We start from the raw sequence: 22,544 nt of genomic DNA, 5'->3' as shown, positions 1-22,544 counted from the left end.
GTGAGTCCATGGCTGAGACGGCAGCGGGGACGACGACGGCGGCGGGGACGACGGCGGCTGAGGTGATGGCCGAGCTGGCCGCGCTGGAGGACCCGAAGGTCCGCGCGGTGAACGAGCGGCACGGCGACGATCACGGGGTCAATCTCACGAAACTGCGCGCTGTCGCGAAACGGCTGAAGACGCAGCAGGATCTGGCGCGTGAGCTGTGGCGGACCGGTGACAGCGCGGCCCGGCTGCTGGCCCTGCTGATCTGCAAGCCCAAGGCCTTCGAGCGGGCCGAACTGGACGCGATGCTGCGGGACGCGCGCCCGCCGAAGGTGCACGACTGGCTGGTCAACTACGTGGTGAAGAAGAGCCCGCACGCCGAGGAGTTGCGGGTGGCCTGGTTCGCCGACCCGGATCCGGTGGTGGCCAGTGCGGGCTGGGCGCTGACCACCGAGCGGGTGGCGAAAAAGCCGGAGACGCTCGACCTCGACGGGCTGCTCGACACCATCGAGACGGAGATGAAGGACGCCCCGGACCGCCTGCAGTGGGCGATGAACCACTGCCTCGCGCAGATCGGCATCGAGAATGCCGCGCGGCGTGCCCGGGCGATCGAGATCGGTGAGCGCCTGGAGGTGCTCAAGGACTATCCGACCGCACCGGGCTGCACGTCACCGTTCGCGCCGATCTGGATCAGCGAGATGGTGCGCCGGCAGGAGCCCGCCTAGAGTCGCCCGCCGGTGTAGGTGACGGGACCGGACGGGGTCTCCGTCTCGGGCAGCGGTTCGGGTTTCCGGCCGGCGATCGGCTCGTCGGAGGAGACGATGCCCGCCGCCCGCGGCTTGGTGTCCCCCCGCGCCGAGGTCACCGCGGTGCTGCCGGTGGCCGTGTCGGTGGCCTTGCCAGTGATCTTGCGGGTGGTCGCGGCGATCTGCTCGTACTTCTCCCGGCCGGCCCGGGTGCCGAGCACATAACCGGTGGCGAATCCGGCCGCCAGTGTCACGAGTCGCATGACGATGCCTTCCTTCTCGTATTACGGGGTGGGCCTCCGAAGCGCCGGCGGCCTGCGGGGTGGGTCTCCCACAAACGCCGGCGGCCTACGGGGCGAGTCTCAGGAGCGCTGGCGGCGGAGGACGACGATGCCGGCCACGGCGGCGATCACGGCGCCACCGAGCAGGGCCGGCGAGATGGCGCGGCGCGGATCCGCACGCACCTCGGCGACCGCCTGCCGGCCGCGCTCCGGAGCGTCGGCCGTCGCCGTGACGGCCCGCTCCTTGACGTCCGAGGTCGCCGCCATTACCCGGTCCTTGGCCTCGGCGGTCACCGACACGGCACGGTCCTTCGCGTCGGCGGTCGCCGTGACGGCACGGTCCTTGGCGTCGGCAGCCGCCTCCTTGACGCGGTTCTTCGCGTCGGCGGCGGCGTCCTTCGCGCGGGCCTTGACGTCGGTCTTGGCGGCCAGCGCCTCCACGGTCTGCCCCAGGTCGGCGCGGGTCTGTTCGATCTCGCTGCGCAACTGATCCTGGTCGGCCGGCTTGTCCGAAGTGCTCATGATCGGCGTCCCTCCCGAGCCGCGGTCTTGATGGTGTTCACGTCGGCCTCCACGCCGGCGATGGCGTCACTCGGCACCGGCGGCGCGGCCTGCTTCAGCTTGGTGCGACCGAGCAGCGCGGCGATCCCGGCCGCGGCGAAGACCACGACCATCACGACCAGCACCGCGAGCCACAACGGCCAGGCCAGGTCGAGAAGCACCACCGCCAGGGTGAGCAGCAGGCCGAGGCCGTACAGGGCGAGGACCGCGGCGCCGCCGAACAGTCCACCGCCGACGCCGGCGCGCTTACCCTTCTCGGTCAGTTCCAGTTTCGCCAGTGCGAGTTCGTCGCGGACCAGCGTCGAGATCTGAGCGGCGGCCTGGTTGACCAGGTCCGCCGTGGACGCGCCGGTGGGCCCGCCACCGGCCGATGCGCTTGCCGTCACCGCAAACACCTCCTTGGTTACGCGCTGAAGTGCCCCCGCCGGAAATTGCGAAACTCCCCCGCCGGTGGAACGGCACTTAGGATCGCGCCATGACAGCACGAGTGGACCGGGTGAGCCGGTCGATAGCGGTGTCACCGGCGGCCGTCTACGGCGCGCTGCTGGACCGGGCGGCACTGGAGGAGTGGCTGCCTCCATCGGGCATGCACGGGCGGATCGAGCGGTGGGATCCCCGGCCCGGTGGCGGGTTCCGGATGGTGCTCACCTACCTGGATGCGGCGGGCGCTCCGGGCAAGAGCTCCGACGCGACGGATGTCGCCGACGTGGGTTTCGCCGACCTGGTGCCGGACGCGCGGGTGGTCCAGCGCGTGGTCTTCGAGGCCGACGATCCGGCGTTCGCCGGTGTCATGACGATGACCTGGGACCTCACCGGCGGCGATGCCGGCACCGAGGTGACCGTCACGGCCACGGATGTGCCGCCCGGGATCGGCCAGGCGGACCACGAGGCGGGCATCGCGTCGTCGCTGGGCAACCTGGCCGCGTACCTGGAAAGGTCTTTTCGCGTCTCTCCGCATGCCCGATGATGGATTTTTTGGGACAATATCGGCATGGCCTGGCCGTGGAGAAATCGGACCGGGAAGCGTTTGCTGATCAACGCGGCGCTGATCGCGGTGCTGCTCGCCGTCGCCGCCCTGGGATATTCCGTGTCCCGCCGTCAGGAGACGATGGCCGCCGAGGCGCACCGGGCGCAGCAGTTGGCTCAGGCCGCGCAGCAGGTGAAATTCCGGGCTGCTGATTTCAACGGCTGGCAGACGGCGTATGCGATGGACATTCTCCGCGCGGTTCCGGAGGCCGCGGCCGACAATTCACCGAGCCGGGCGAAATTCCTCGATGCGGCCGCCGCTTTCGACCGGGAACTGCGCGCCCTGGAATCGCTGCCCGTATCGGACGAGGCCGCCCGGACCATCACGATCGTCCGGACCGCGTTCAACGATTTCATGGCCTTGGACCAGAAAGTCGTGAAGCTGTACCGCAGCGGCGAGGCCGGGGATCGCAAGGCCGCTTCCGAATTCGTCCTGGGCCCGGAGATTCAGCTCTACGAGCAGATCACCGACGGTTGCGACGCCACCGTCGCCCTGTCCGCGGCGGCGGTCGGCGACAGTTTCGCCCGCCTGGAATCGGTAGGCGCCGACACCCGCCGCCACATCATCCTGCTGAGCGTCATGGCCGCCGCCCTGGCCCTGGTCAGCGCGGCTCTCGCCGAGGCACGCCAGCGCGTGGTCGAGGAACGCGCCCGGGAGGCGCAGCGGATGGCGAGCCTCGGGCAATTGGCCGGCGGCATCGCCCACGATTTCAATAATGTCCTCGCCATCATCCTGAACTACACCGGCTTCGTCGCCGAGAACGCGTCCGACGAGGCCCGCAAGGATCTGGCCCACGTCAGCAAGGCCGCCGAGCGCGCGGCCGGGCTCACCGCGCAGCTGCTCAGTTTCATCCGGCACGAGTCGATCCGGCCGGAGGTGTTCGACGTCAACACCGCGATCGCCGAAGCGCACGCCATGCTCGCGCGAACCCTCGGCGAACACATCGAGCTCGTCGTGGTGCCCTCGCCGACACCGCTGAGGATCTGCGCCGACGCCGGCCAGATCCAGCAGATCCTGGTCAATCTCGCGGTCAACGCCCGGGACGCGATGCCGGACGGCGGCACGCTGGTGATCACCGCGAGCACCGTCAATCTGGAGGAGAACCAGGCGGATATCCGGCCGCCGGTGAAAGCCGGCCGCTATTTCCAGCTGCTGGTCACCGACACCGGCGGCGGAATGTCACCGGAAACCCTGGACCGCATTTTCGAACCGTTCTTCACCACCAAACCCAAGGGGTACGGCACCGGGCTCGGCCTCGCCACCGTGTTCGGCATCGTGACAGCGGCGGGTGGCAGCATCGACGTCTCCTCCAAGCTCGGCATCGGCACCACGTTCCGGCTCTACTTCCCGGTCGCCGACGCGCCGCAGGAGGCCGCCACCGCGTTCAGCCCGTCGGCCGTCCCGCACGGCCGTGGCCAGAGCATTCTGATCGTCGAGGACGAACCCGCCCTCAGCGCGAGCATCGCCCGGATCCTGGCCGCCGGCGGATACCAGGTCCGATCCGCCGTGAACGGCCCGGACGCGCTGGCCGCCCACGCGTACGACGGCTGTGACCTGCTGATCGTCGACGTGGTCATGCCCGACATGTCCGGCCCGCGACTCGCCGAGATCCTGCACCGGACCCACCCGCGGCTGCCGGTGCTCTACATCTCCGGATACATCGACGGCATCCTCGGCCCGAACCGGCTCTGCACGCCGGAGACCGACGTGCTCGAGAAGCCGTTCACCGCGAACCAGCTCCTGATCGCGGTCAGCAAGGCCCTGGCCGGAGCACCGGGCGGGATCACCGCCCCGGCGTGATCGGATGCTCGACGAGCTGCCCGCGGGCGAGAACGGCAGCGGTGATGCCCGATTTCGTTTCGCCGAGGCGGCCGACGCGGCGGGGATCGCCGCTCTGCACGCCGACAGCTGGCGGCGGCACTACCGGGGCGCCTACAGCGACTCCTTCCTCGACGGCGACGTGATCGCCGACCGGCACGCCGTCTGGTCGGCGCGGCTGGCCGAGCAGGCCGCCCCGGTCGAGCCGATCGAGCCGGTCGAGCCGGTCGAGCCGGTCGTGCCGGTCGAGCGGGGCCGAGCGAGCCGATGCGGCCGCGCGTCACGGTCGGTCGCCGCTGACCGTGGAGCACTGGGGGTTGGCGTCATTCTGCGGGGCCTGGGGCGTCCGCGGGTTTCCGCGCAGCGCGAGGTGACCGCGGATGCCGGCACGCTGGGTGACAACGGTTCGCGCTGACGGCCAGCCGGACCAGCCGGACCACAGCGCTCGATCACTAGTCCAGGCAGAACTCGTTGCCCTCGATGTCCTGCATGACGATGCATGACTCGTCCACCCCGTCGGCGACCAACACCTGGAAGCAGGTCGCGCCGAGCGCCTCCAGCCGTTCGCGTTCGGCCTGGAGCACGGCGAGCCGCTCCTCCCCGACGAGACCGGTGCCGACCCGCACGTCCAGGTGCACCCGGTTCTTGACGACCTTGCCCTCGGGAACGCGCTGGAAGTACAGCCGCGGGCCGGCTCCGGTGGGGTCGGTGCACGCGGACCAGGAGTTCTCGTCCGCGGGCTGGTCCGCCTTGACGTAGCCGAGCACCTCGCACCAGAAGCGAGCCAAGCGCTGCGGGTCAGCACAGTCGAAAGTGACCTGAAACTTCCTGATCATCGCCATCGCTTCACCATAGAGCCGATGTAAATCGATATAAAGATCATGTTAGGTTAGGCAGCCCTTATCCCCATCGCGATGGAGTCTCACCAGCATGCGTGCATCCCGATTCCTCACCGGAATCGTCGCCCTCACCACCGCCCTGGCGCTGAGCGCCTGCGGCGGATCGTCCGACGACGAAGCCGCCCCGGCCGCGTCGAGCGGAGCCGCGGCGTCGTTCCCGATCACCGTCACGCACGCGTTCGGCACCACCACCATCGAGAAGAAGCCCGAGCGGGTCGCCACCGTCAACTGGGCGAACCACGAGGTTCCGCTCGCGCTCGGCATCGTCCCGGTCGGGTACGCGAAGGCGAACTTCGGCGACGAGGACGGCGACGGCCTGCTGCCCTGGGACGCCGCGAAGCTCAAGGAGCTCGGCGCGCCCACCCCGGTGCTGTTCGACGAGACCGACGGCATCAACTTCGAGGCCGTGGCGGACACCAAGCCGGACGTCATCCTGGCCGCGTACTCCGGCCTGACCAAGCAGGACTACGACACGCTCAGCAAGATCGCGCCCGTCGTCGCGTACCCGAAGGCCGCCTGGGCCACCTCCTGGCGCGACAGCATCAAGCTGGAGAGCAAGGCCCTCGGCCTGGCCGCCGAGGGTGACGCGCTGATCGCCAAGATCCAGCAGGAGATGAAGACCGAGGCCGCGCGGTACCCGAAGCTGGCCGGCAAGTCGGTGATGTTCCTGACCCACATCGACCCGACCGACCTCAGCAAGGTCAGCTTCTACACCACGCACGACACCCGGGCGCAGTTCTTCACCGACCTCGGCATGAAGCACCCGGAGAGCATCGCGAAGGCCTCCGCGACGACCGAGGAGTTCAGCCTCACCCAGAGCGCCGAGCAGGTGCAGAACCTCAGCGACGTGGACATCATCGTGACCTACGGCGATGCCGAGGGCACCACCCTGGCCACGCTGCAGAAGGACCCGCTGCTCGGCAAGATCCCGGCGATCAAGCGCGGCTCGTTCGTCTCGCTGCCCGGAAGCACCCCTGTCGCGACCGCCGCGAACCCGACGCCGCTGGCCGTCTCGTACGTGCTCAAGGACTACGTCGACCTGCTCGGCAAGGCCGCTGACAAGATCTGATGACGCTCGTCGAAACCTCGTCCGGGCCGGACGTCGCCACTCTGCGACGCCCGGCCCGGGTGCGCCTGGCCTGGCTCCTCGCCGTCGCCGCGGCCCTGGTCGCGGTCATGCTGGCGTCGGTGGCCTTCGGATCACGGGTCGTCGGATGGGACGACATCGTCGCCGCGCTCGGCGGCGCCGACACCACCCTGGACCAGGCCGCCGTCGTGAAACGCCTTCCGCGTACGGTGCTCGCCGCACTGGTCGGCGCGGCCCTCGGCCTCTCCGGTGTGGTGATGCAGGGCGTCACCCGCAACCCGCTCGCCGACCCCGGCATCCTCGGGATCAACATGGGCGCGATGCTGGCCGTCGCGCTCGCCCTGGTGACGGTCGGGCTCTCCACCGCCACCGAGTACATCTGGGTCGCGATCGCCGGCGCCGCCGTCTCCGCGGTCTTCGTCTACGCGGTCGGCTCGCTCGGCCGCGGCGGCGCGACCCCACTCAAGATCGCCCTGGCCGGCGCCGCCACGTCGGCGGCCCTCGCGTCGCTCGTCACCGCCGTGGTGCTGCCGCGCGGCGACATCACCGACAACTTCCGGTCCTGGCAGGTCGGCGGGGTCGGCGGCGCCGGCTGGGACAGCATCGCCCAGATCGCGCCGTTCCTGATCGCCGGGCTGGTCATCTGCCTGCTCTGCGCCCGGCCGCTGAACTCGCTGGCCCTCGGCGACGAGCTCGCCGCCGGTCTCGGCGAGCGGGTCGCCCTGGCGCGCGGTGTAGCCGCCCTCGGCGCGGTGGTGCTGTGCGGGGCGGCCACCGCAATCGCCGGGCCGATCGCGTTCGTCGGGCTGATCGTCTCGCACACGTGCCGGCTGCTGATCGGCCTGGACCACCGCTGGCTGCTGCCGTTCTCCGGCCTGGTCGGCGCCACGCTGCTGACCGCCGCCGACGTCCTGGGCCGGGTGGTGAACCGGCCCGACGAGATCGAGGCGGGCATCATCACCGCGCTGGTCGGCGCACCGTTCTTCATCTCCATCGTCCGCCGGCAGAAGGTACGCGAGCTGTGAGCACCATGACCCTGCAGGCCGTCACCCGCGGCCGGGTCCGGCGCAACCGGCGGCGCCGGACGGTCATCACCGTCCTCGCCGCGATCGTCGTCGCCGCGGTAGCCGTCTCGCTGATGGCCGGCCAGACCTTCTATCCGCCCGGTGACGTGCTGCGGGTGATCCTCGGGGAGACCGTGCCCGGCGCCTCCTTCACGGTCGGCGAGCTGCGGCTGCCCCGGGCGGTCCTCGCCCTGGTCACCGGCGTGTGCTTCGGCCTCGGCGGGGTGACCTTCCAGACCATGCTGCGCAACCCGCTGGCCAGCCCGGACATCATCGGGATCAGCTCCGGGGCGAGCGCCGCCGCGGCATTCGCGATCATCGTGCTGAATCTCGGCGAGGCCGGGGTGTCGGTGTTCGCGATCGTGGCCGGGCTCGGCGTCGCGGTGATCATCTACGTGCTGTCGTTCAAGGACGGCGTGGCCGGCACCCGGCTGGTGCTGATCGGCATCGGCATGGCCGCGATGCTGGACAGCGCCACCGCGTACGTCCTCAACCAGGCCGGGCAGTGGGACCTGCAGGCCGCGATGCGCTGGCTCAACGGCAGCCTCAACGGCTCGACCTGGGACGAGACCGTCCCGGTGCTGCTGGCGCTGCTGGTGCTCGGCCCGGTGCTGCTGGCGCAGTCGCGCAACCTCACCATGCTGCGGCTCGGTGACGACACCGCGGCGGCTCTCGGGACCCGGCTCGAACGTACCCGTCTGATCGCGATCGTCGCGGCAGTGGGTCTCATCGCGTTCGCCACCTCGGCCACCGGCCCGATCGCGTTCGTGGCCTTCCTGGCCGGACCGATCGCCGCTCGCCTGGTCGGGCCGGGCGGCTCGCTGCTCATCCCGTCCGCCCTGGTCGGAGCGGTGCTGGTGCTGGTGGCGGACTTCGTCGGGCAGTTCGCGTTCAGCGTGCGCTACCCGGTCGGGGTCGTCACGGGCGTCCTCGGGGCCCCGTACCTGATCTATCTGCTCGTCCGCACCAACCGCGCCGGAGGCTCGCTGTGACCACTGACCACACGCTGACGGCGGAAAAGCTGACCATCGGGTACGGGGACCGGGTCGTCATCGAGAGTCTCGACCTGCTCGTGCCACCCGGCCGGATCACCGCGATCGTCGGCGCGAACGCCTGCGGCAAGTCCACCCTGCTGCGCTCGATGTCCCGGCTGCTGGCGCCGCGTGCCGGGCACGTCCTGCTGGACGGCCGTGAAGTGCACCGGATGCCGGCCAAGGAGCTGGCCCGCACGCTCGGGCTCCTCCCCCAGTCCCCGATCGCGCCGGAAGGCATCACGGTCGCCGACCTGGTCGGCCGGGGCCGCAACCCGCACCAGCGGATCCTGTCCCGCTGGAGCCGCCAGGACGATCTCGCGGTGGCCGCCGCGCTCGACGCCACGCACACCGCCGAGCTGGCCGATCGCGCGGTCGACGAGCTCTCCGGCGGCCAGCGCCAGCGGGTCTGGATCGCGATGGCGCTGGCCCAGCAGACCGAGGTGCTGCTGCTGGACGAGCCGACCACGTTCCTGGACGTCAGCCATCAGGTCGAGGTCCTGGACCTGCTCACCGACCTGAACGCGGACCGGGGCACCACGATCGTGATGGTGCTGCACGACCTGAACCTGGCCGCCCGGTACGCCGATCATCTGATCGCCCTGGCCGGCGGCAGTCTGCACGCGGCGGGCGACCCGGCCAGCGTGCTCACCGAGGACTGCGTGCGCGCGGTGTTCGGCCTGGACAGCCAGGTGATCACCGATCCGGTCTCGGGCAAGCCGCTGATGCTGCCGATCGGCCGCCACCACGTCCGGGATCAGGTCGCGCGGGATCAGGTCGCGGCGCCGCGGGCGGACCAGGCCGCCCAGAGCTGAGCGTACCGGCCGCCGGCCGTGACCAGGTCGTGGTGCGTGCCGCTCTCGACGATCTCGCCCTGGTCCATCACGATGACCCGGTCGGCGGCCGCGGCCTGGGTGAGGCGGTGCGCGACCACCAGCGCGGTGCGGCCCTCCAGCGCCGCGGCGGCCGCCTGTTCCAGGTCGCGGGCGCCGGCGCTGCCCGCTTCGGCGGTCGCCTCGTCCAGCACCACGACCCGCGGATCCAGCAGCACCACGCGGGCCAGCGCGAGCTGCTGGGCCTGCGCCGCCGTCAGCTGGTGCCCGCCGTCGCCGACCACCGTGTCCAGCCCGTCCGGAAGGTGCCGCGCCCAGCTCAGCGCGCCGACCCGGTCCAGCGCCGCGACGACCTCGTCCCGGGACGCCTCCGGGCGGGCCAGCCGGAGATCCTCGGCGAGCGGGCCGGTGAACACGTGGGTCTCCTGGCTGACGATCGCGATCGTCCGGGCGGGCAGCTCGGACACCGGCACGCCGCCGACCGTGGCGGTCCCCTTCTCCGGCCGCAGGATGCCGGCCGCGAGGGAGGCGGCGGTGGTCTTGCCCGCGCCGGTGGAGCCCACCAGGGCGACCAGCTCGCCCGGCTGAACCGTCAGCGAGACGCCGCGCAGCACCGGGCTGCCGCCGTCGTAGCCGAAGGTGATGTCCTCGAGAACCAGCTCCCGGCCGGCCGGCGGTGTTCCGCCACCGCGATGTTCGATGTCCATGCCGAGCACGCCGACCAGGCGGGCCAGGCTCGCGCCGGCGTCCTGGGCCTTGTCGAACGTGACCATCAGGATGATCACCGGGTTGAAGAGCCGGTGGAACAGCAGCGCGGCCGCGGAGACCTCGCCGACCGTGACGGCGCCGTGCCGGACCAGCAGGAAGCCCACCACCAGCACCGATCCGAGACCGGCCAGTTCGGCGCGGTTGATCCGGCCGACGAAACGGGTGTAGAGGGCGAAGACCCGTACCGAGATGTCCCGGGCGCGGGCCGACGCGTCCTCGATGCCGGCGAGGTGGCGATCCTCCAGGTGGTAGGTGTGGACCGTACGGATGCCCTGCATGCCCTCGACGTACAGCTGGGACCGGGCGGCGATGGCGACCCGTTCCGCCGCGTACGAGGGTGCGGCGCGCGGCAGGTACCAGCGCAGCGCCACCACGTAGAACGGGACCGCGACCGCGCCCGCCAGCCCGAGCCGCCAGTCGATGCCCAGCATCGCGGCGAGGCTCAGCGCCGCCAGCAGCAGCGCCGAGATCATGCCGGGCAGCACGTCCGAGACGGCCTTCTCGATGGCGGTGACGTCCGCGCTCACCCGGGCGAGCAGGTCACCACGCCCGGCCCGGTCGAGCACCAGCGCGGGCAGGCGCAGAGCCGTCTCCACGGTGCGTTCCCGCAGGTCGGCGAGGATCCGGGAGCCCAACCGGCTGATCAGGTAGCCGGAGGCGCCGGTCGCGACGCCGCCGACCACCGCGGCGGCCACGATCGCCACCGCGGGCGGCAGGATCGCCGCGGCGTCGCCACCAGCGCGGATCCGGTCGACGAGCAGGCCCAGCGCGTACGCCGGAACGATCGCCGCGCCGGCCGCGAGCAGCCCGGCCACCAGCGTGAACACCGCCGAGCCCGCGCGTGCCCGCAGTTCGGCGGCGAGCCACGACCGGGTCTGGTCGGCGCCGGCCACCGGCAGCAACTGGGCCGTCATCGCAGCACCGTCCGACGGTAGCTCTCGTCGGCGGCGCTGAGCTCGGCGTGCGACCCCTCCGCCACGACCGTGCCGTCGCCGATCACGACGACCCGGTCGGTGACCGCGAGCAGCGCCGGACTGCTGGTGATCACCACCGTGCCGTAACCGGCGTCCGGCCCGTGCCGCAGCGCGCGGATGCCACCGGCGATGGCGTGCTCGGTCATCGCGTCGACGGCGGTGGTCGGGTCATGCAGCACGAGCAGCGGCGGCCGGGCGAGCAGGGCCCGGGCCAGGGCGACGCGCTGGCGCTGGCCGCCGGAGAGGTTCGCGCCGCGTTCGCTGATCGGCGCGTCGAGACCGGCCGCCGCGACCTCGTCGGCCGCGGCGGCACGCAGCGCCTCGGTGAGCCGCTCGCCGCCCTCGCCGCGGATGTCGATGTTCGACGCGAGGGTGCCGGTGAACAGGTCGGTGCGGTGCGGTTCGACGTGCAGCAGGCGGCGGGCGTGCGAACGGTCCACCGACTCCAGCCGCTGATCGCCGAGGAGGATGTCACCGCCGTACCCCTGGGGAAGGGTCAGCAGTCGCACCAGGGTCTCCGCGTCGGCGGGCCGCCGGGCGACCACACCGACGAACTCACCCGAGCGCACGTGCAGATCGAGCCCGGCCAGCGAACCCGCTGTGACACCGGAAAGACGCAGCTCACAGCGCGTGCCGGCGGGTTCCGCGGCGCCGTCGGGCAGGACCAGGCCGGCCTCGGTCACCGACGCGACCCGGTTCGCTGCCGCGCGGGAGGCGGCGAACCAGCTCGGCACGACCGCGAGCACGCCGAACGGCTCGATCAGGAACTGCGCCGAGCCGATCACCGTGATGAACTCGCCGATCGTGATCCGGCCGGTCAGCGCGAACCAGCCCGCGGCGATCGCGATGCCGCCGGCCAGCAGCGTGCTCAGCGTGGTGGAGACGCTCAGGTACGCGTTCTGGGTGCGGGCCGCGCGCACCGTGGCCGCCAGCGAGCGCCGGCTCACCACCCGGTAGCGCTCGGCGGCGGCGTCCTGCGCCCCGATCCCGCGCAGCGGCCGCAGCCCGGTGACCAGGTCGGTCGCCAGCGAGGTGGCCCGGCCGGACTGTTCCTGCTGGTCGGCGACGCGCCGCGCGATCAGCGGCGCGGTGAGGTTGAGCACCGCCAGCACGACAGGCGTCGCGACCAGCACGATCAGCCCGAGCGGGCGGGAGATCAGCAGCAGCGTGCCGGCGCTGACCGTGGCCGCCACCAGGGAGCTGGTGATGCGCGGGATGTGGTCGAGCACGTACGACGTGAGGTCGGCGTCCGAGGTCGAGACGGTGAGCAGGTCACCGGTGTGCCGGTCGGTGCGCAGTCCGCGCGGGTGCAGGATCTTCGCGGCGACCTCGACCCGCAGCCGATGGCCCTCCTCGGCGATGGCCCGCTGCAGCTGCCGTGCCCCGAACCGGTAGGTCAGGGTCAGGACCAGGAACAACAGCGCGAGGATCGCGATCCAGGTGACCAGCGCGACCACGTCGCCGGTGCCGACCGCCCGGTCGACGATCACGCCGATCAGGATCGGGATGAGGGCGGCGCAGAACTGGTAGACGCCGGCCAGGGCGGTGCCGGTCCAGAGGCGCTTGCCGTTGCGCGCGACCGCTCTGCGCAGGATCGCCGTGCCGGGACTACTGATTGCCGTGCTCCTTAGCCAAAGATCAACTGAGGCTACCCGATCTTGTTCGCGGTCAGCGATCCGCAGCAGGACGTGTGTCATGGGCAGGCGACAAGGCCGCCGACGATCCACAATGGGGTATGGATCGCTTCACGGGCCGATGTTGGCTCGATTGGTGGGCCAACCCGTCCACGAACCTGTTCGGCGCCCAGATCTCCGTCGTCATCGTCCCGGCCGGCTCCGAGTCCGGCTGGACCGCGCACGGCCGGCTGGCCGAGGAGGGCGCAGACGCCCTCGAGGCGTTCACCTTCCTGCACGGGATAGATCCGGTGTTCACGCTACGTTTCGTGGACGACAGCGCGATCGCGGTGATCGTGCACGCCATCAACGACGACGGCGAGTGCACGATGACCGAGTACACCGGGCTCGAGGACCGGGCGTTCACCTCCGAGATCCGCCTCTGACCGGCGAGTTCCGGCCCTCCTGACGTCACCCGGCTTGACCGGGAGGCCTACGCTCGATCGTTCGGCACGCGGGGAGGCGACCATCTGATGACCATGCTGAGCCCCGGGGGCACCCGGCGCGGCGGCCGCCCATCCGCCGTCGTGCATCTGCTGGGTCCGCTGGTCATCAGCGTTCTAGCCGGGCTCAGCGCCCTGGTCACCTACCACGTGTTCGTCCGCACGATCTCCGGGCAGTTGCTGGACACCGCGGCGATGCTGGGCACCGACGTCCAGCATCCGCGACTGGCCGGCCTCCTCAGCAACGCCCTCGACGCCACCAACATGAGAAGCGTCGCGGTGGCCTGCGTGATCGTCGCCGCCATCGGCGCGCTGCGCAGACGCATCGACCTGGCGATCGCCGCCGCGATCCTGGTGCTCGGCGCCAACGTCACCACGCAGGTGCTCAAGGGCCGGCTGCACCGCCCGGCGTTCGACGGCCTCCAGTGGGAGAACTCGCTGCCGAGCGGGCACACCACCGCCGCCGCGGCGATGGCGTTCGCGCTGGTCCTGGTGCTGCCCGAAGCCGTACGGGGAACCGCCGCCCTGGCCGGCGCCGGATTCACCGGCGCCATCGCGATCGGCACCGTGTGGGCCCGCTGGCACCGGCCCAGCGACACGGTCGCCGCCATCCTCGTGGTGCTCGCCTGGGGCGCGCTCGTCATCTTCGGCATCCGCGTCCTGAGGTGGAGCCGGCGGACAGCGCCCGGCCGGCCGAGCTGGTTCGCCACGTGGCCGTTGCTGGTCACCGCCGCGCTCTCCGTCCCGGTCACGGTGGTCGGCCTGCTCCTCGCCAAGACCTCGGAAACCGTGGCGACCACGCCGGAGCCGAGCCGCCTCAGCTTCCTGACCGGTATCGCCGGGATAGCCGCTGTCGTCTCCCTCGCTTTCCTGACCTGGCTGTGGCTGGCCACCGGGGATCGGGCCGGGACGGCGCGCCCGTCCGGGTGAACCGCCGGTCCGCGCGGGTCATCGCTTGAGCCGTCACCCCCCCGGCCGTTCGCGGGGGGCGGGGTCGCGTGGTCAACGGGTTGAGGCAGCCGACAATATTTGCCATTACCGCGAAACGGGCGGGTGGCGGCCTCGCGGTGGTGGATCGTGGAGCTTCCGATGTCGGCTGGTGGTCATGGGTGGTGCCGGCCGTAGGCCAGAGCGGTTACCCGGGCTTGATCACACGCTTGAGCTACGGCCGGGTGGCGCCGGCCGTAGGCCAGAGCGGTTACCCGGGCTTGATCACATGCCTGAGCTACGGCCGGGTGGCGCCAGCCGTAGGCCAGAGCGGTTACCCGGGCTTGATCACATGTGTGGGCTACGGCCGGGGCGGCGGGTTCCAAGATCGGCGAGGCAGGAGGTACCAGGTGCGAGGTGCCAGCCGCAGGACGCCGGCGCGGGGCCGGCGGTGCACGCGGGGGCGCGGGGGCGCGGGGCCGGCGGTGCACGCGGGGGCGCGGGGGCGCGGGGCCGGCGGTGCACGCGGGGGCGCGGGCCGAGGCCGAATATCTGCTGGTAGCGGGGCTTTCCTACAGTAAATTAGCCGGAGTCAGCGCTGTGGCGAGGACGCGCCCCGAGTACGTGACGTTTCGGCCGGCGTTCCGGCGCGACCACCGGTCAACGCCCGTGATCGTCACGCCGCGTGCCGGCATCCGAGGTAAAGCCGGCGCTTCGCGGAAAGGCGCGGACGCCCCAGGCCCCACCACATGACAAAGCAGCAGCCCTCCAACCCGACCGATCACCAGCCGTGACAAACCCATGCGCACGCCGTGGCCGGGGTGGGACGGGAACGCGGGGGATTCGTTGCACCAGCCGGCCCGCCCCCAGGGGCGGGAAGACCCGACCGCCCCTCAGGTGGAGCAAAGCGGGACTAAACGGTCATCCAGCAGTACAGCGACTCGCCCCGCTCACGCGCCCGGATCGCCAGGGCGACGAAATCGGTGATCACGTCACGCAGATAGTCCGCGTCGCCGTACCCGCCGAACTCCTCGACCGTCGCCCACTGCTCGGCCAGCTCCGGCACGCGATCCGCGGTGATCCCGGCGAGCACGTCCCGGCACCGGTCGTTGAGAGCCGTGACCCACGGGCCCTCGTGCTCCAGATCCTGCTCCCCGTCCTCCGGCCAGACCAGGCGGTCGTCGACCAGGTCCGTACCCCATTCCCGGCCCATCGCGGAAGCGATCAGCTGGCTGAGGATCACGGACGGGTCGATGGTTTTCAGCTGGATGCCGTCGAACGTGTCCGGCACCGGCGAGTCGGCCTCGTTCTCGTCCATGTGCTCGCGAATCGCTGCCGCACCCGGCGCCCGGAAATAGTCGTACAGAGAACTCACCCACGGAGGCTAACAGCGGCGCCCGAGCGAGCGGTGGACCGTACTCAGGAATCGGCGGTGAGGGTGAGGAGGTTCCCGCGCACCTTCTCCAGCAGTTCGACGAGTCGTCGTGGTGTCGACCGACATCGTCGAGCAGCCGATGGCGGGACCGCTCGCCTACGCCACGGCGAAGGGCGCGCTCGAGACCGCGGCACGGGTGCTCGCCGTCCGAGGATCTGCACGCCCGGGGACGTCGCCTCCGCGATCACCTACCTGGCCTCCGCGGCGAACGGTCACGTCAACGGGCAGACGCTGTCACTGGCGGGTGGCCGAGAACTCGTCCGGTAGGTCGCCGTCCACCAGGCGCAGCGACGGGTGCCGCTGCGCGCAGGGCAGGCGCAGCAGGAACCGGCTGCCGTGCGGCACCACCGCCTCGTACCAGACCTGACCGTGGTTGGCCTCGGCGAGCAGCCGGGACAGGTAGAGGCCGAACCCGGCCCCGGTTCGCGCCTCGCCGGGCTGCTCGGCCTGGGTGAATCGGTCGAACAGGTGCTCGACGAAGTCCGGCGGCACCCCGTTGCCCTCGTCGGTGACGGCGAACCGGACCTCGGCACCCACGCTGTCCAGCGCCGCCGAGACGTGGATGCCGCCGGGGCTGTACTTCACCGCGTTCGTGATGAAGTTGGTCAGCACCTCGTGCAGGTGCACCGGGTCCGCCCAGACGGCCGCGCCGGGCGGGGCGGGGCCGACGGTGACCCGCGTCCGGGCCTGCTTGGTCAGGTTGTCGGTGGCCCGGGCCAGCGCCTTCTCCACCGGCACGGCGACCGGCTCGGTACGGATCTCGCCCGGCTCGGCCCGACAGAGCGCCAGCAGGTGGGCAGCCATGTCGAGCAGCTGGTCGACGCGGTTGCCCAGCGCCTGGACCGCGGCGCGGCGTTCGCTGTCGGTGGTGGTGTCCCACTCCTGGGTCAGTTCCTCGGAGTACGCCGAGATGACCGCCAGCGGCTGGTTGATCTCGTGGGTGAGAGTGGCGATGATGTCGCTCTTCCACGCGCCCGCGGCCTCCAGGTCCTCGGCCCGGCGGCTCAGCTCGCGGTGCGCGTGGTCCAGATCCTCGTGGGCCGCCGAGAGCCGGCGGTAGAGGTGCGCGGTCTCGGCGAGCAGAGCCAGCAGCACCACTCCGGAGGAGACCAGCATCGTCACGCGCGCCACGTAATAGCCCAGCGTGTAGCGCTGCGGCCCGGCGAGGAACAGGATCGTGGTGGCCAGCGACGCGCTGAGCGCCACCACCACCCACTGTTCCACGCGGGGGCGGTGGCGCAGGTTCCGGATCACCGTCAGCAGGCCGGCCGCCGCGATCACCAGCGCCACGCACACCGCCCACCGGCCGGCCTCCGTCGGCGTACCGCCCTGATAGATCCGGGGCAGCCGGCCCGCGCCGGCGACGACGGTGCCCGCCACCGCGGCCGTGAGCGTGAGGACGGCCACTGTCGCCGCGGCGGCGACGATCCGCCGCCGGGTGCGGGGCACCCCGCTCCGCCCCGCCGACAACGTCGCCACCAGCAGCGGGAACCCGGACAGGACCGCGAGGAAGAGCCACGGGCCGCAGACCTCGGCCCACGTCGACTCCACGCCCGCGCGCTGGATTTTTGCCGAGACGACGGCGTACACCACCATCACCAGGGCGGAGTAGAGGTAGGCCGACGACAGGCCCAGCGTCGCCAGCCGGCCACCGGCCAGGAACTGCTGCCTCAGCAGATGCGCGGTCAGCAGATCGCCCGCCACCATCAAGACCAAGAACGCGACCATCAGGTACGAGTGGACGGCCAGCCGATGATCGGCGACCGGCACCACAGCGAGGGCGACAGTGAGCACCGCGACCGCGCACACCCACAAGCTCCGCCGGACCGGGGCGTCCTCCACGGCCATCGCCTCCCAGCCGTCACAGATTCGCAGCTCAAGGCTACCGGGGCCGCCACCGCAGCCGCCGGGAATCGGTGACGGCCTCAGGGCGGGGCGACGAGGAAAGACCCGCGGGGTCCCACCCCCGATGGCTTGCCGGGAGGCAGCGGCAAGCGTTGAGTATGGGGGCGAGCCACCAGTCACAGTCGGGATTGCCAACATGAAGACATCGGTGGAGCGGAGCCTCGACACCGGGATCACCACGGTACGGGTCACCGGCGAACTGAATCAGGCCAGCTCACCGGCGATACGCAGCGTGATCGGCACGGCCGTGGCCGAGTGCCCCACCGTGGTGATCGTCGACCTCGCCCAGCTCAGCCACGACGGCGTCAACCGGTTGAGCCTCTTCCCGACGCTCGCCCACAACGCCCTGAACACCTGGGGCGTCCCGGTCCTGCTGTGCGTCGACGACCCGGCCCTGCGGCGGGACTTCGCGGCCTACCGCACGTTCGTCGCCCTCTACGAGCATCAGTCCGAAGCCCAGCTGGTGGCGCGCGCCTACGTGCCGCGCCGGATGCGGCAGTCGTTTCCGCCCGTCCCGGCGAGCGTCGGCGGCGCGCGCGGCCTGCTCGGCGAGGCGTGCACCGGCTGGGGCCTGGACCAGCTGCGCGACACCGCGCAGCTGATCTCCTCCGAGCTGGCGACCAACGCGGTCACGCACGCCGGCACCGCGTTCGACCTGCTCACCGCGTACACCGGCCGCTATCTGCGGATCTCCGTCCAGGACGGCGACAGCCGGCTGCCGCGGATCACCGAGCAGCCGCCGCCGACCAGCACGATCATGCTGCCCGGCTCGGGCCGGGGCCTGCGGATCGTGGCGGCGGTGGCCACCCACTGGGGCGCGACGGCAACGGACGGCGGCAAGACCGTGTGGGCGCTGCTGAAGGCCGGCCCGCGCTGATCAGGACCGGCGGCTGAACTCCATGACCCAGTTGGACTCCCAGGTCCGCCCGCCGTCGGCGGAGAACTCCTGCTCCCACCGCGCCGAGTCAGGCGTGATGTCCGACCAGATGTAGTGCGCCCGGATCGGCTGACCGTCCAGGATGTCGTCGCCGTAGAAGTCGCCACGGCCGTCGGCGAAGACACCCACCACCGGGGCGCCGAGCACACCGGTACGGCTGTCGGCCCAGTACAGGGACCATTCGCGGCGCTCGACGTCGAACAGGCGCAGCGTGCACCCCCGGAAACCGAGCGTCGGAAAGTCGATCTCGTCGAAGTTGCCGCCACCGCCGAAGACCTGGTGGCAGGTGGAGGTGCCGGGGAACGAGTACCAGTCGTCGCTGCCCGCGAAGAGTTTCGTGAGGCGGCGGTTGACCACGTTCCAGGAGCCGAGGAAAAAATCGAAGTCGTTCACGAGAGCGATCATGGCCCCCCTCCACTGACATCTTCTGTCAGTCACCGGCCGCCCAGAGCAGGCCGCGTTCGACGATCGTCCGGGTCTGCGGGACGGCCAGGTCGGCCGGGCCGTGGCCGAGCGTGCACACGAAGACGCGCCCCGCCCGAACCGGCGGGTCCACGCCACCGGCATCACCGCCCCGGCCGTCTCCGGCGCGTCGTGATCGCCGGTGAACGTGGTCGTGGCGAGCACCTCCAGGGTCGGGTCGACGTGGCAGCACTGGACGACCAGGTCGGCGCCGGCGAGCGCGGCGGGATCGGTGTAGACGTCGAGGCTCTCCGCGACCCGCACGCTGAACCCGCTGCCGGCGAGGAAGCCGCGGAACATCTCGGTGCACGCGACCGGCTCATGGCCCGCCCATCCGCCGCGGACGATCAACGCTCTCACGACGTCAGCAACCGGGCGCCGTTGTCGTGCAGGACGGCCCGCAGCCAGTCGTCACCGAGCCCGAGCCGGTCCAGCACCTCGATCTGGTGCGCGTACGGGTACGGGATGTTGGGAAAGTCGCTGCCGAGGACGATGCGATCACCCAGATCCGCCAGCTTCGGCACCAGATCCTTCGGGTACGGGGCCAGGCCGTTCAGGAAATCGGTGAACGCCATCGTGGTGTCGAGATGCACGCGCGGATGGGCGGCGGCCAGGTCGAGGAAGGCGGCGTACTCCGGGCTGCCGCAGTGCGCGACGACCAGCGTCAGCGACGGATGCCGGGCGAGCACCTCGCTGATCGGGCCCGGCCCGGTGAACGCGCCGGGAGTCGGGCCGCTGCCGCAGTGGCAGACGACCGGCACGCCGGCCTCGGCCAGCATCCCCCACACCGGATCGAGCAGCGGATCACCGGGGTCGTAGCCGCCGACCTGCAGATGCGACTTGAACACCCGGGCGCCGTGATCGAGGGCTTCCCGGACGTAGGCGCCGACGCCGGGCTCCGGGAAGAACGTCGCCGACGGGACACAGCCGGGCACTCCGGCCGTGAACTCACGGCACCAGTCGTTGAGCCACGCCGACATGCCGGGTTTGTGTGCGTACACCAGGGCCGTGAATGTCACCACGCCGAGCCGGCGCAGAATGCTCAAGCGGGTCCGCTCGTCCTCGCGGTAGTGAATCGGCCACCGCAGACCACGCCGCGGCGGGAACGTGTCGAAGTAGTGCCACACCTTGTGCAGCACCCGCTCCGGCATGAAATGGACGTGGATGTCGGCGAATCCGGGCAGTGCGAGCCGCCGCAGGTAATCCGTGAGTGTGTCGTCCGCCAGGTCCATGGCCACCCCCGCCGTTATGCTGCTCGTGCTCGCTGAGTTCGTGTGTGCCGAGGGTATGTGCTCGCTGGAGGATTTCGGGATGCTGCGTTTCGAGATCCTCGGTCCGGTCCGCGCGTTCCGCGACGGTGAGCCGATCGACCTCGGCCCGATCAAGCAGCGGGCGGTCCTCGCGATCCTGCTGCTCAACGCCGGCACGCCGGTGGGAATGCCGGAGATCATCGGCGCGCTGTGGGGCGGCGATCCACCGGAGAACGGCGTCGACGTGGTGCAGCGGTTCATCGGTGGCCTGCGCCGGGCCCTCGACCCGGCGCGCACGTCGCTGATCGCGCTGGACGGCGGCGGCTATGTGATCCGCCCGGGTGCGAACGCCGTCGACGCCGAGGTCTTCCGCGCCGCGCTGACCCGGGCCCGGCAGGCTCAGCGGACCGGCGACCCGGACGCGGCGGGTGAGCTGACTCGGGAGGCGCTCGCGCTCTGGCGCGACGAGCCCCTGGCCGGCCTGACCGGGCCGGTCTTCGCCGCCGCCCGAGCCAGGCTGACAGAGGAACGCGCCCGGCTGACCGACGAACGCGCTCGGCCGACCGGCGAACGCACCCGGCCGACCGGCGAACGCACCCGGTTGACCGAGGAACGCAGCCGGTTGGCCGACCCAGCGGCCCACGCCGGCCCGGTCGCCGCGACGCCGGCTTCGGCTCACGCGGCATCGCGGCCGGCGGATCCCGACTATCCGGAAGCGGTCGACCCGTGGGCCGGGCACGAACTCTTCCCGCCCGACCCGATGTCGATCATCTAGGCACACCCGAGAACCTAGAGCCCGGGTACGACAATCCGCGCCGCCCGCGCCTCGAGATAGCGCTGTTCCGGACGGCTGAGGGTGAGCCGCGCCGCCGTCCGGTACTGCTCCCGCGCCTCGGCCGCCGCGCCGGCCATCTCCAGCAGGTGGGCGCGCACCGCAGCGGTCCGGTGGTGCGGGCCCAGCACCGGGTCGCCGGCCAGCTCGTCCAGGGCGGCGAGCCCGGCGGCCGGACCGTCGACCATGGACCGGGCCACGATGCGGTTCAGGGTCACCATCGGGCTGGGGGCGAGCGCGTGCAATATCCCGTACAAAATCGTGATTTGTGGCCAATCGGTGTCCTCGGGCCGCGTCGCCTCGTCGTGCACCGCCGCGATCGCGGCCTGCAGTTGAAAGGGTCCGATCAAGGACCGCGACAGGGTACGGGTGAGGATCGCCACGCCCTCACTGATCAACGCCGCGTCCCATCGTCCGCGGTCCTGCTCGGCAAGCGGGATCAGTGCACCGCCCGGACCGGTGCGCGCGGGCCGGCGCGCGTCGGTGAACAGCATCAACGCCAGCAGACCGGCCACCTCGCCGTCCTCCGGCAGCGACCGGTGCAGCTGGCGGGTCAGCCGGATCGCCTCCCGGGTGAGCTCGACCCGGTGCAACAGCTCGCCCGAGCTCGCGGTGTAGCCCTCGTTGAAGATCAGATAGAGCACGTGACGCACCGCACCGAGACGGTCGCCGATCTCGTTCGGCGCGGGCATCGCGAACCGCGTGCCGGTGTCGCGGATCCGCTTCTTGGCGCGGCTGATCCGCTGGCCCACCGTGGCCTCCGGAAGCAGCAGCGCCCGGGCGATCTCGGCCGTCGTGAGCCCGCCGGCCGCCCGCAGGGTGAGCGTGATCTGCGCCGGCACGGAGAGCGCGGGATGGCAGCAGAGCAGCAGCAAAGCGAGCTCGTCGTCACCGCGCGGCGCCGGCGCCGGCTCGTGCCACACCGCCTCCTCGCGACGGCGCCGGGCCGCCTCGTTGCGCAGCAGCTCCACCCGGCGGCGACCGGCGACGGTGATCAGCCAGTTCCGCGGCTGCGCGGGAACGCCCTCCCCCGGCCACTGCCGCGCGGCCGCCAGCAGCGCCTCCTGGACCGCGTCCTCGCACGCGTCGAAATCGCCGTAGCGGCGCACCACCGCGGCCAGGACCTGCGGGGCCAGCTCGCGCAGCAGGTCCGGCAGCCCGGTCAGAACTCCCATCCGCTCATGTCCAGGACCGGCCGCACCTCGACTCGCGTGTAGGCCGCGTCCGGCGTCTTCGCGGCCCAGGCCACCGCCTCGCCGAGATCCGCGACGTCGATCAGGTAGAAGCCGGCCAGATGCTCCTTGACCTCGGCGAACGGGCCGTCCGAGGTGATCGTCTCGCCGTCCCGGACGGAGACCTGGGTGGCCAGCGCCGGATCGCCGAGCCCTTCACCGGCCACCAGCACGCCGGCCTCCCGCATCTCCTCGGTGAGCCGGAGGTGGCCGAGGCCGAAGTCGGTGCGCTGCTGGTCGGTCAGCGTCTCCCAGACCGCGAGGGACTGCGGGTTGGACTGGATCAGGATCAGGTATTTCACTCGATTCCCTCTCTTCTCGATTCTCTTCCGCTTTTCTCTTCTCGCTGAGATGTCGAAACCGGCGGGGCGGGT

At 71.4% G+C, this 22,544-nt stretch carries 24 protein-coding genes; 12 read left to right on the top strand and 12 right to left on the bottom strand.

Annotated features, from left to right (window positions below):
- Positions 1-8: 8 nt before the first annotated feature.
- Positions 9-710: a DNA alkylation repair protein gene (locus AB0F72_RS32830; protein WP_360439572.1), complete on the top strand. Its 702-nt coding sequence runs from the start codon at positions 9-11 to the stop codon at positions 708-710.
- On the opposite strand, the gene AB0F72_RS32825 is transcribed toward AB0F72_RS32830, so the two are convergent.
- The 3 genes from AB0F72_RS32825 to AB0F72_RS32815 form a co-directional block, all read right to left on the bottom strand.
- The gene (locus tag AB0F72_RS32825) at positions 707-994 is read right to left on the bottom strand and encodes a hypothetical protein (protein ID WP_360439569.1); all 288 of its coding nucleotides are present in this window, start codon (positions 992-994) and stop codon (positions 707-709) included. The two genes, AB0F72_RS32830 and AB0F72_RS32825, sit on opposite strands and share 4 nt — an antisense overlap.
- A 99-nt stretch (positions 995-1,093) precedes the next feature.
- A complete protein-coding gene (locus AB0F72_RS32820) occupies positions 1,094-1,534 on the bottom strand; it encodes a DUF3618 domain-containing protein (protein ID WP_360439566.1) in 441 nt (146 codons plus the stop codon).
- A complete protein-coding gene (locus AB0F72_RS32815; RefSeq protein WP_360439563.1) occupies positions 1,531-1,968 on the bottom strand; it encodes a phage holin family protein in 438 nt (145 codons plus the stop codon). Before AB0F72_RS32815 ends, AB0F72_RS32820 begins: the two co-directional genes overlap by 4 nt.
- 80 nt (positions 1,969-2,048) lie before the next feature.
- On the opposite strand from AB0F72_RS32815, the gene AB0F72_RS32810 reads away from it, so the two are divergent.
- From AB0F72_RS32810 to AB0F72_RS32800, 3 genes are read left to right on the top strand one after another with little or no spacing between them, the layout of a single operon-like run.
- Complete coding sequence (locus AB0F72_RS32810) at positions 2,049-2,540, top strand: SRPBCC family protein (protein WP_360439560.1); 492 nt, start codon at positions 2,049-2,051, stop codon at positions 2,538-2,540.
- 24 nt (positions 2,541-2,564) lie between these two features.
- A complete protein-coding gene (locus AB0F72_RS32805) occupies positions 2,565-4,400 on the top strand; it encodes an ATP-binding protein (protein WP_360439557.1) in 1,836 nt (611 codons plus the stop codon).
- Positions 4,401-4,404: 4 nt separating this feature from the next.
- Positions 4,405-4,833, top strand: a complete 429-nt coding sequence (locus AB0F72_RS32800) for a hypothetical protein (protein ID WP_360439554.1) — start codon at positions 4,405-4,407, stop codon at positions 4,831-4,833.
- A 37-nt stretch (positions 4,834-4,870) separates the two neighbouring features.
- Here AB0F72_RS32800 and AB0F72_RS32795 read toward each other — a convergent pair whose 3' ends face one another.
- A complete protein-coding gene (locus AB0F72_RS32795) occupies positions 4,871-5,260 on the bottom strand; it encodes a VOC family protein (protein WP_360439551.1) in 390 nt (129 codons plus the stop codon).
- An 88-nt stretch (positions 5,261-5,348) separates the two neighbouring features.
- Between AB0F72_RS32795 and AB0F72_RS32790 the strand changes: the two genes are divergently transcribed.
- The 4 genes from AB0F72_RS32790 to AB0F72_RS32775 are packed head-to-tail and all read left to right on the top strand — an operon-like array spanning position 5,349 to position 9,314.
- Positions 5,349-6,386: an iron-siderophore ABC transporter substrate-binding protein gene (locus AB0F72_RS32790; protein ID WP_360439548.1), complete on the top strand. Its 1,038-nt coding sequence runs from the start codon at positions 5,349-5,351 to the stop codon at positions 6,384-6,386.
- Positions 6,386-7,429 carry an iron ABC transporter permease gene (locus AB0F72_RS32785; RefSeq protein WP_360439546.1) on the top strand — a complete coding sequence of 348 codons (1,044 nt, stop codon included), beginning with the start codon at positions 6,386-6,388 and terminating at the stop codon, positions 7,427-7,429. Before AB0F72_RS32790 ends, AB0F72_RS32785 begins: the two co-directional genes overlap by 1 nt.
- Positions 7,430-7,434: 5 nt before the next feature.
- The gene (locus AB0F72_RS32780; RefSeq protein WP_360439739.1) at positions 7,435-8,460 is read left to right on the top strand and encodes an iron chelate uptake ABC transporter family permease subunit; all 1,026 of its coding nucleotides are present in this window, start codon (positions 7,435-7,437) and stop codon (positions 8,458-8,460) included.
- Positions 8,457-9,314, top strand: coding sequence for an ABC transporter ATP-binding protein (locus AB0F72_RS32775; RefSeq protein ID WP_360439543.1), 858 nt, complete (start codon positions 8,457-8,459; stop codon positions 9,312-9,314). The genes AB0F72_RS32780 and AB0F72_RS32775 overlap by 4 nt, the downstream gene beginning before the upstream one ends.
- Here AB0F72_RS32775 and AB0F72_RS32770 read toward each other — a convergent pair.
- Together AB0F72_RS32770 and AB0F72_RS32765 are read right to left on the bottom strand one after the other, a co-directional pair.
- On the bottom strand, positions 9,272-11,014 hold the full coding sequence (locus tag AB0F72_RS32770) for an ABC transporter ATP-binding protein (RefSeq protein WP_360439540.1): 1,743 nt from the start codon (positions 11,012-11,014) through the stop codon (positions 9,272-9,274). The two genes, AB0F72_RS32775 and AB0F72_RS32770, sit on opposite strands and share 43 nt — an antisense overlap.
- Complete coding sequence (locus AB0F72_RS32765) at positions 11,011-12,771, bottom strand: ABC transporter ATP-binding protein (protein ID WP_360439537.1); 1,761 nt, start codon at positions 12,769-12,771, stop codon at positions 11,011-11,013. The genes AB0F72_RS32770 and AB0F72_RS32765 overlap by 4 nt, the downstream gene beginning before the upstream one ends.
- Positions 12,772-12,809: 38 nt before the next feature.
- Here AB0F72_RS32765 and AB0F72_RS32760 point away from each other — a divergent pair, with 38 nt between their 5' ends.
- A complete protein-coding gene (locus AB0F72_RS32760; RefSeq protein WP_360439534.1) occupies positions 12,810-13,133 on the top strand; it encodes a hypothetical protein in 324 nt (107 codons plus the stop codon).
- An 87-nt stretch (positions 13,134-13,220) separates the two neighbouring features.
- On the top strand, positions 13,221-14,120 hold the full coding sequence (locus AB0F72_RS32755) for a phosphatase PAP2 family protein (protein ID WP_360439531.1): 900 nt from the start codon (positions 13,221-13,223) through the stop codon (positions 14,118-14,120).
- 910 nt (positions 14,121-15,030) lie between these two features.
- On the opposite strand, the gene AB0F72_RS32750 is transcribed toward AB0F72_RS32755, so the two are convergent.
- Complete coding sequence (locus tag AB0F72_RS32750; protein WP_360439528.1) at positions 15,031-15,492, bottom strand: hypothetical protein; 462 nt, start codon at positions 15,490-15,492, stop codon at positions 15,031-15,033.
- A gap of 294 nt (positions 15,493-15,786) precedes the next feature.
- Positions 15,787-17,400, bottom strand: a complete 1,614-nt coding sequence (locus tag AB0F72_RS32745) for an ATP-binding protein (RefSeq protein ID WP_360439525.1) — start codon at positions 17,398-17,400, stop codon at positions 15,787-15,789.
- A 193-nt stretch (positions 17,401-17,593) separates the two neighbouring features.
- On the opposite strand from AB0F72_RS32745, the gene AB0F72_RS32740 reads away from it, so the two are divergent.
- Positions 17,594-18,334 carry an ATP-binding protein gene (locus AB0F72_RS32740; protein ID WP_360439522.1) on the top strand — a complete coding sequence of 247 codons (741 nt, stop codon included), beginning with the start codon at positions 17,594-17,596 and terminating at the stop codon, positions 18,332-18,334.
- Here AB0F72_RS32740 and AB0F72_RS32735 read toward each other — a convergent pair whose 3' ends face one another.
- Positions 18,335-19,216, bottom strand: a complete 882-nt coding sequence (locus AB0F72_RS32735) for a hypothetical protein (protein ID WP_360439519.1) — start codon at positions 19,214-19,216, stop codon at positions 18,335-18,337. It abuts the gene before it with no gap.
- On the bottom strand, positions 19,213-20,088 hold the full coding sequence (locus AB0F72_RS32730; RefSeq protein ID WP_360439736.1) for an amidohydrolase family protein: 876 nt from the start codon (positions 20,086-20,088) through the stop codon (positions 19,213-19,215). Before AB0F72_RS32730 ends, AB0F72_RS32735 begins: the two co-directional genes overlap by 4 nt.
- Positions 20,089-20,167: 79 nt before the next feature.
- Between AB0F72_RS32730 and AB0F72_RS32725 the strand changes: the two genes are divergently transcribed.
- Positions 20,168-20,881, top strand: coding sequence for a BTAD domain-containing putative transcriptional regulator (locus tag AB0F72_RS32725; RefSeq protein ID WP_360439516.1), 714 nt, complete (start codon positions 20,168-20,170; stop codon positions 20,879-20,881).
- A gap of 14 nt (positions 20,882-20,895) precedes the next feature.
- Here AB0F72_RS32725 and AB0F72_RS32720 read toward each other — a convergent pair whose 3' ends face one another.
- Together AB0F72_RS32720 and AB0F72_RS32715 are read right to left on the bottom strand one after the other, a co-directional pair.
- Positions 20,896-22,113 (bottom strand): DUF6596 domain-containing protein, encoded by a 1,218-nt coding sequence (locus AB0F72_RS32720; RefSeq protein WP_360439513.1) that lies wholly within the window; start codon positions 22,111-22,113, stop codon positions 20,896-20,898.
- Positions 22,101-22,472: a YciI family protein gene (locus AB0F72_RS32715; RefSeq protein ID WP_360439510.1), complete on the bottom strand. Its 372-nt coding sequence runs from the start codon at positions 22,470-22,472 to the stop codon at positions 22,101-22,103. The genes AB0F72_RS32720 and AB0F72_RS32715 overlap by 13 nt, the downstream gene beginning before the upstream one ends.
- Positions 22,473-22,544: the final 72 nt, after the last annotated feature.

This window comes from Actinoplanes sp. NPDC023936 (genome assembly GCF_040639325.1).
Classification (GTDB): Bacteria; Actinomycetota; Actinomycetes; order Mycobacteriales; family Micromonosporaceae; genus Actinoplanes.
The sequence above is the reverse complement of the archived record's forward strand: the minus strand, read 5'-3'. Positions and strand labels throughout refer to the sequence as shown.

Bases quoted from the DNA above. Each gene is read 5' to 3' on its own strand.
- AB0F72_RS32785 (WP_360439546.1), top strand. From the start codon at position 6,386: ATGACGCTCGTCGAAACCTCGTCCGGGCCGGACGTCGCCACTCTGCGA.
- AB0F72_RS32770 (WP_360439540.1), bottom strand. From the start codon at position 11,014: ATGACGGCCCAGTTGCTGCCGGTGGCCGGCGCCGACCAGACCCGGTCG.
- AB0F72_RS32740 (WP_360439522.1), top strand. From the start codon at position 17,594: ATGAAGACATCGGTGGAGCGGAGCCTCGACACCGGGATCACCACGGTA.
- AB0F72_RS32780 (WP_360439739.1), top strand. From the start codon at position 7,435: ATGACCCTGCAGGCCGTCACCCGCGGCCGGGTCCGGCGCAACCGGCGG.
- AB0F72_RS32730 (WP_360439736.1), bottom strand. From the start codon at position 20,088: ATGGACCTGGCGGACGACACACTCACGGATTACCTGCGGCGGCTCGCA.
- AB0F72_RS32795 (WP_360439551.1), bottom strand. From the start codon at position 5,260: ATGGCGATGATCAGGAAGTTTCAGGTCACTTTCGACTGTGCTGACCCG.
- AB0F72_RS32745 (WP_360439525.1), bottom strand. From the start codon at position 17,400: ATGGCCGTGGAGGACGCCCCGGTCCGGCGGAGCTTGTGGGTGTGCGCG.
- AB0F72_RS32790 (WP_360439548.1), top strand. From the start codon at position 5,349: ATGCGTGCATCCCGATTCCTCACCGGAATCGTCGCCCTCACCACCGCC.
- AB0F72_RS32825 (WP_360439569.1), bottom strand. From the start codon at position 994: ATGCGACTCGTGACACTGGCGGCCGGATTCGCCACCGGTTATGTGCTC.
- AB0F72_RS32830 (WP_360439572.1), top strand. From the start codon at position 9: ATGGCTGAGACGGCAGCGGGGACGACGACGGCGGCGGGGACGACGGCG.
- AB0F72_RS32755 (WP_360439531.1), top strand. From the start codon at position 13,221: ATGACCATGCTGAGCCCCGGGGGCACCCGGCGCGGCGGCCGCCCATCC.
- AB0F72_RS32810 (WP_360439560.1), top strand. From the start codon at position 2,049: ATGACAGCACGAGTGGACCGGGTGAGCCGGTCGATAGCGGTGTCACCG.
- AB0F72_RS32720 (WP_360439513.1), bottom strand. From the start codon at position 22,113: ATGGGAGTTCTGACCGGGCTGCCGGACCTGCTGCGCGAGCTGGCCCCG.
- AB0F72_RS32725 (WP_360439516.1), top strand. From the start codon at position 20,168: ATGCTGCGTTTCGAGATCCTCGGTCCGGTCCGCGCGTTCCGCGACGGT.
- AB0F72_RS32805 (WP_360439557.1), top strand. From the start codon at position 2,565: ATGGCCTGGCCGTGGAGAAATCGGACCGGGAAGCGTTTGCTGATCAAC.
- AB0F72_RS32765 (WP_360439537.1), bottom strand. From the start codon at position 12,771: ATGACACACGTCCTGCTGCGGATCGCTGACCGCGAACAAGATCGGGTA.
- AB0F72_RS32820 (WP_360439566.1), bottom strand. From the start codon at position 1,534: ATGAGCACTTCGGACAAGCCGGCCGACCAGGATCAGTTGCGCAGCGAG.
- AB0F72_RS32760 (WP_360439534.1), top strand. From the start codon at position 12,810: ATGGATCGCTTCACGGGCCGATGTTGGCTCGATTGGTGGGCCAACCCG.
- AB0F72_RS32800 (WP_360439554.1), top strand. From the start codon at position 4,405: ATGCTCGACGAGCTGCCCGCGGGCGAGAACGGCAGCGGTGATGCCCGA.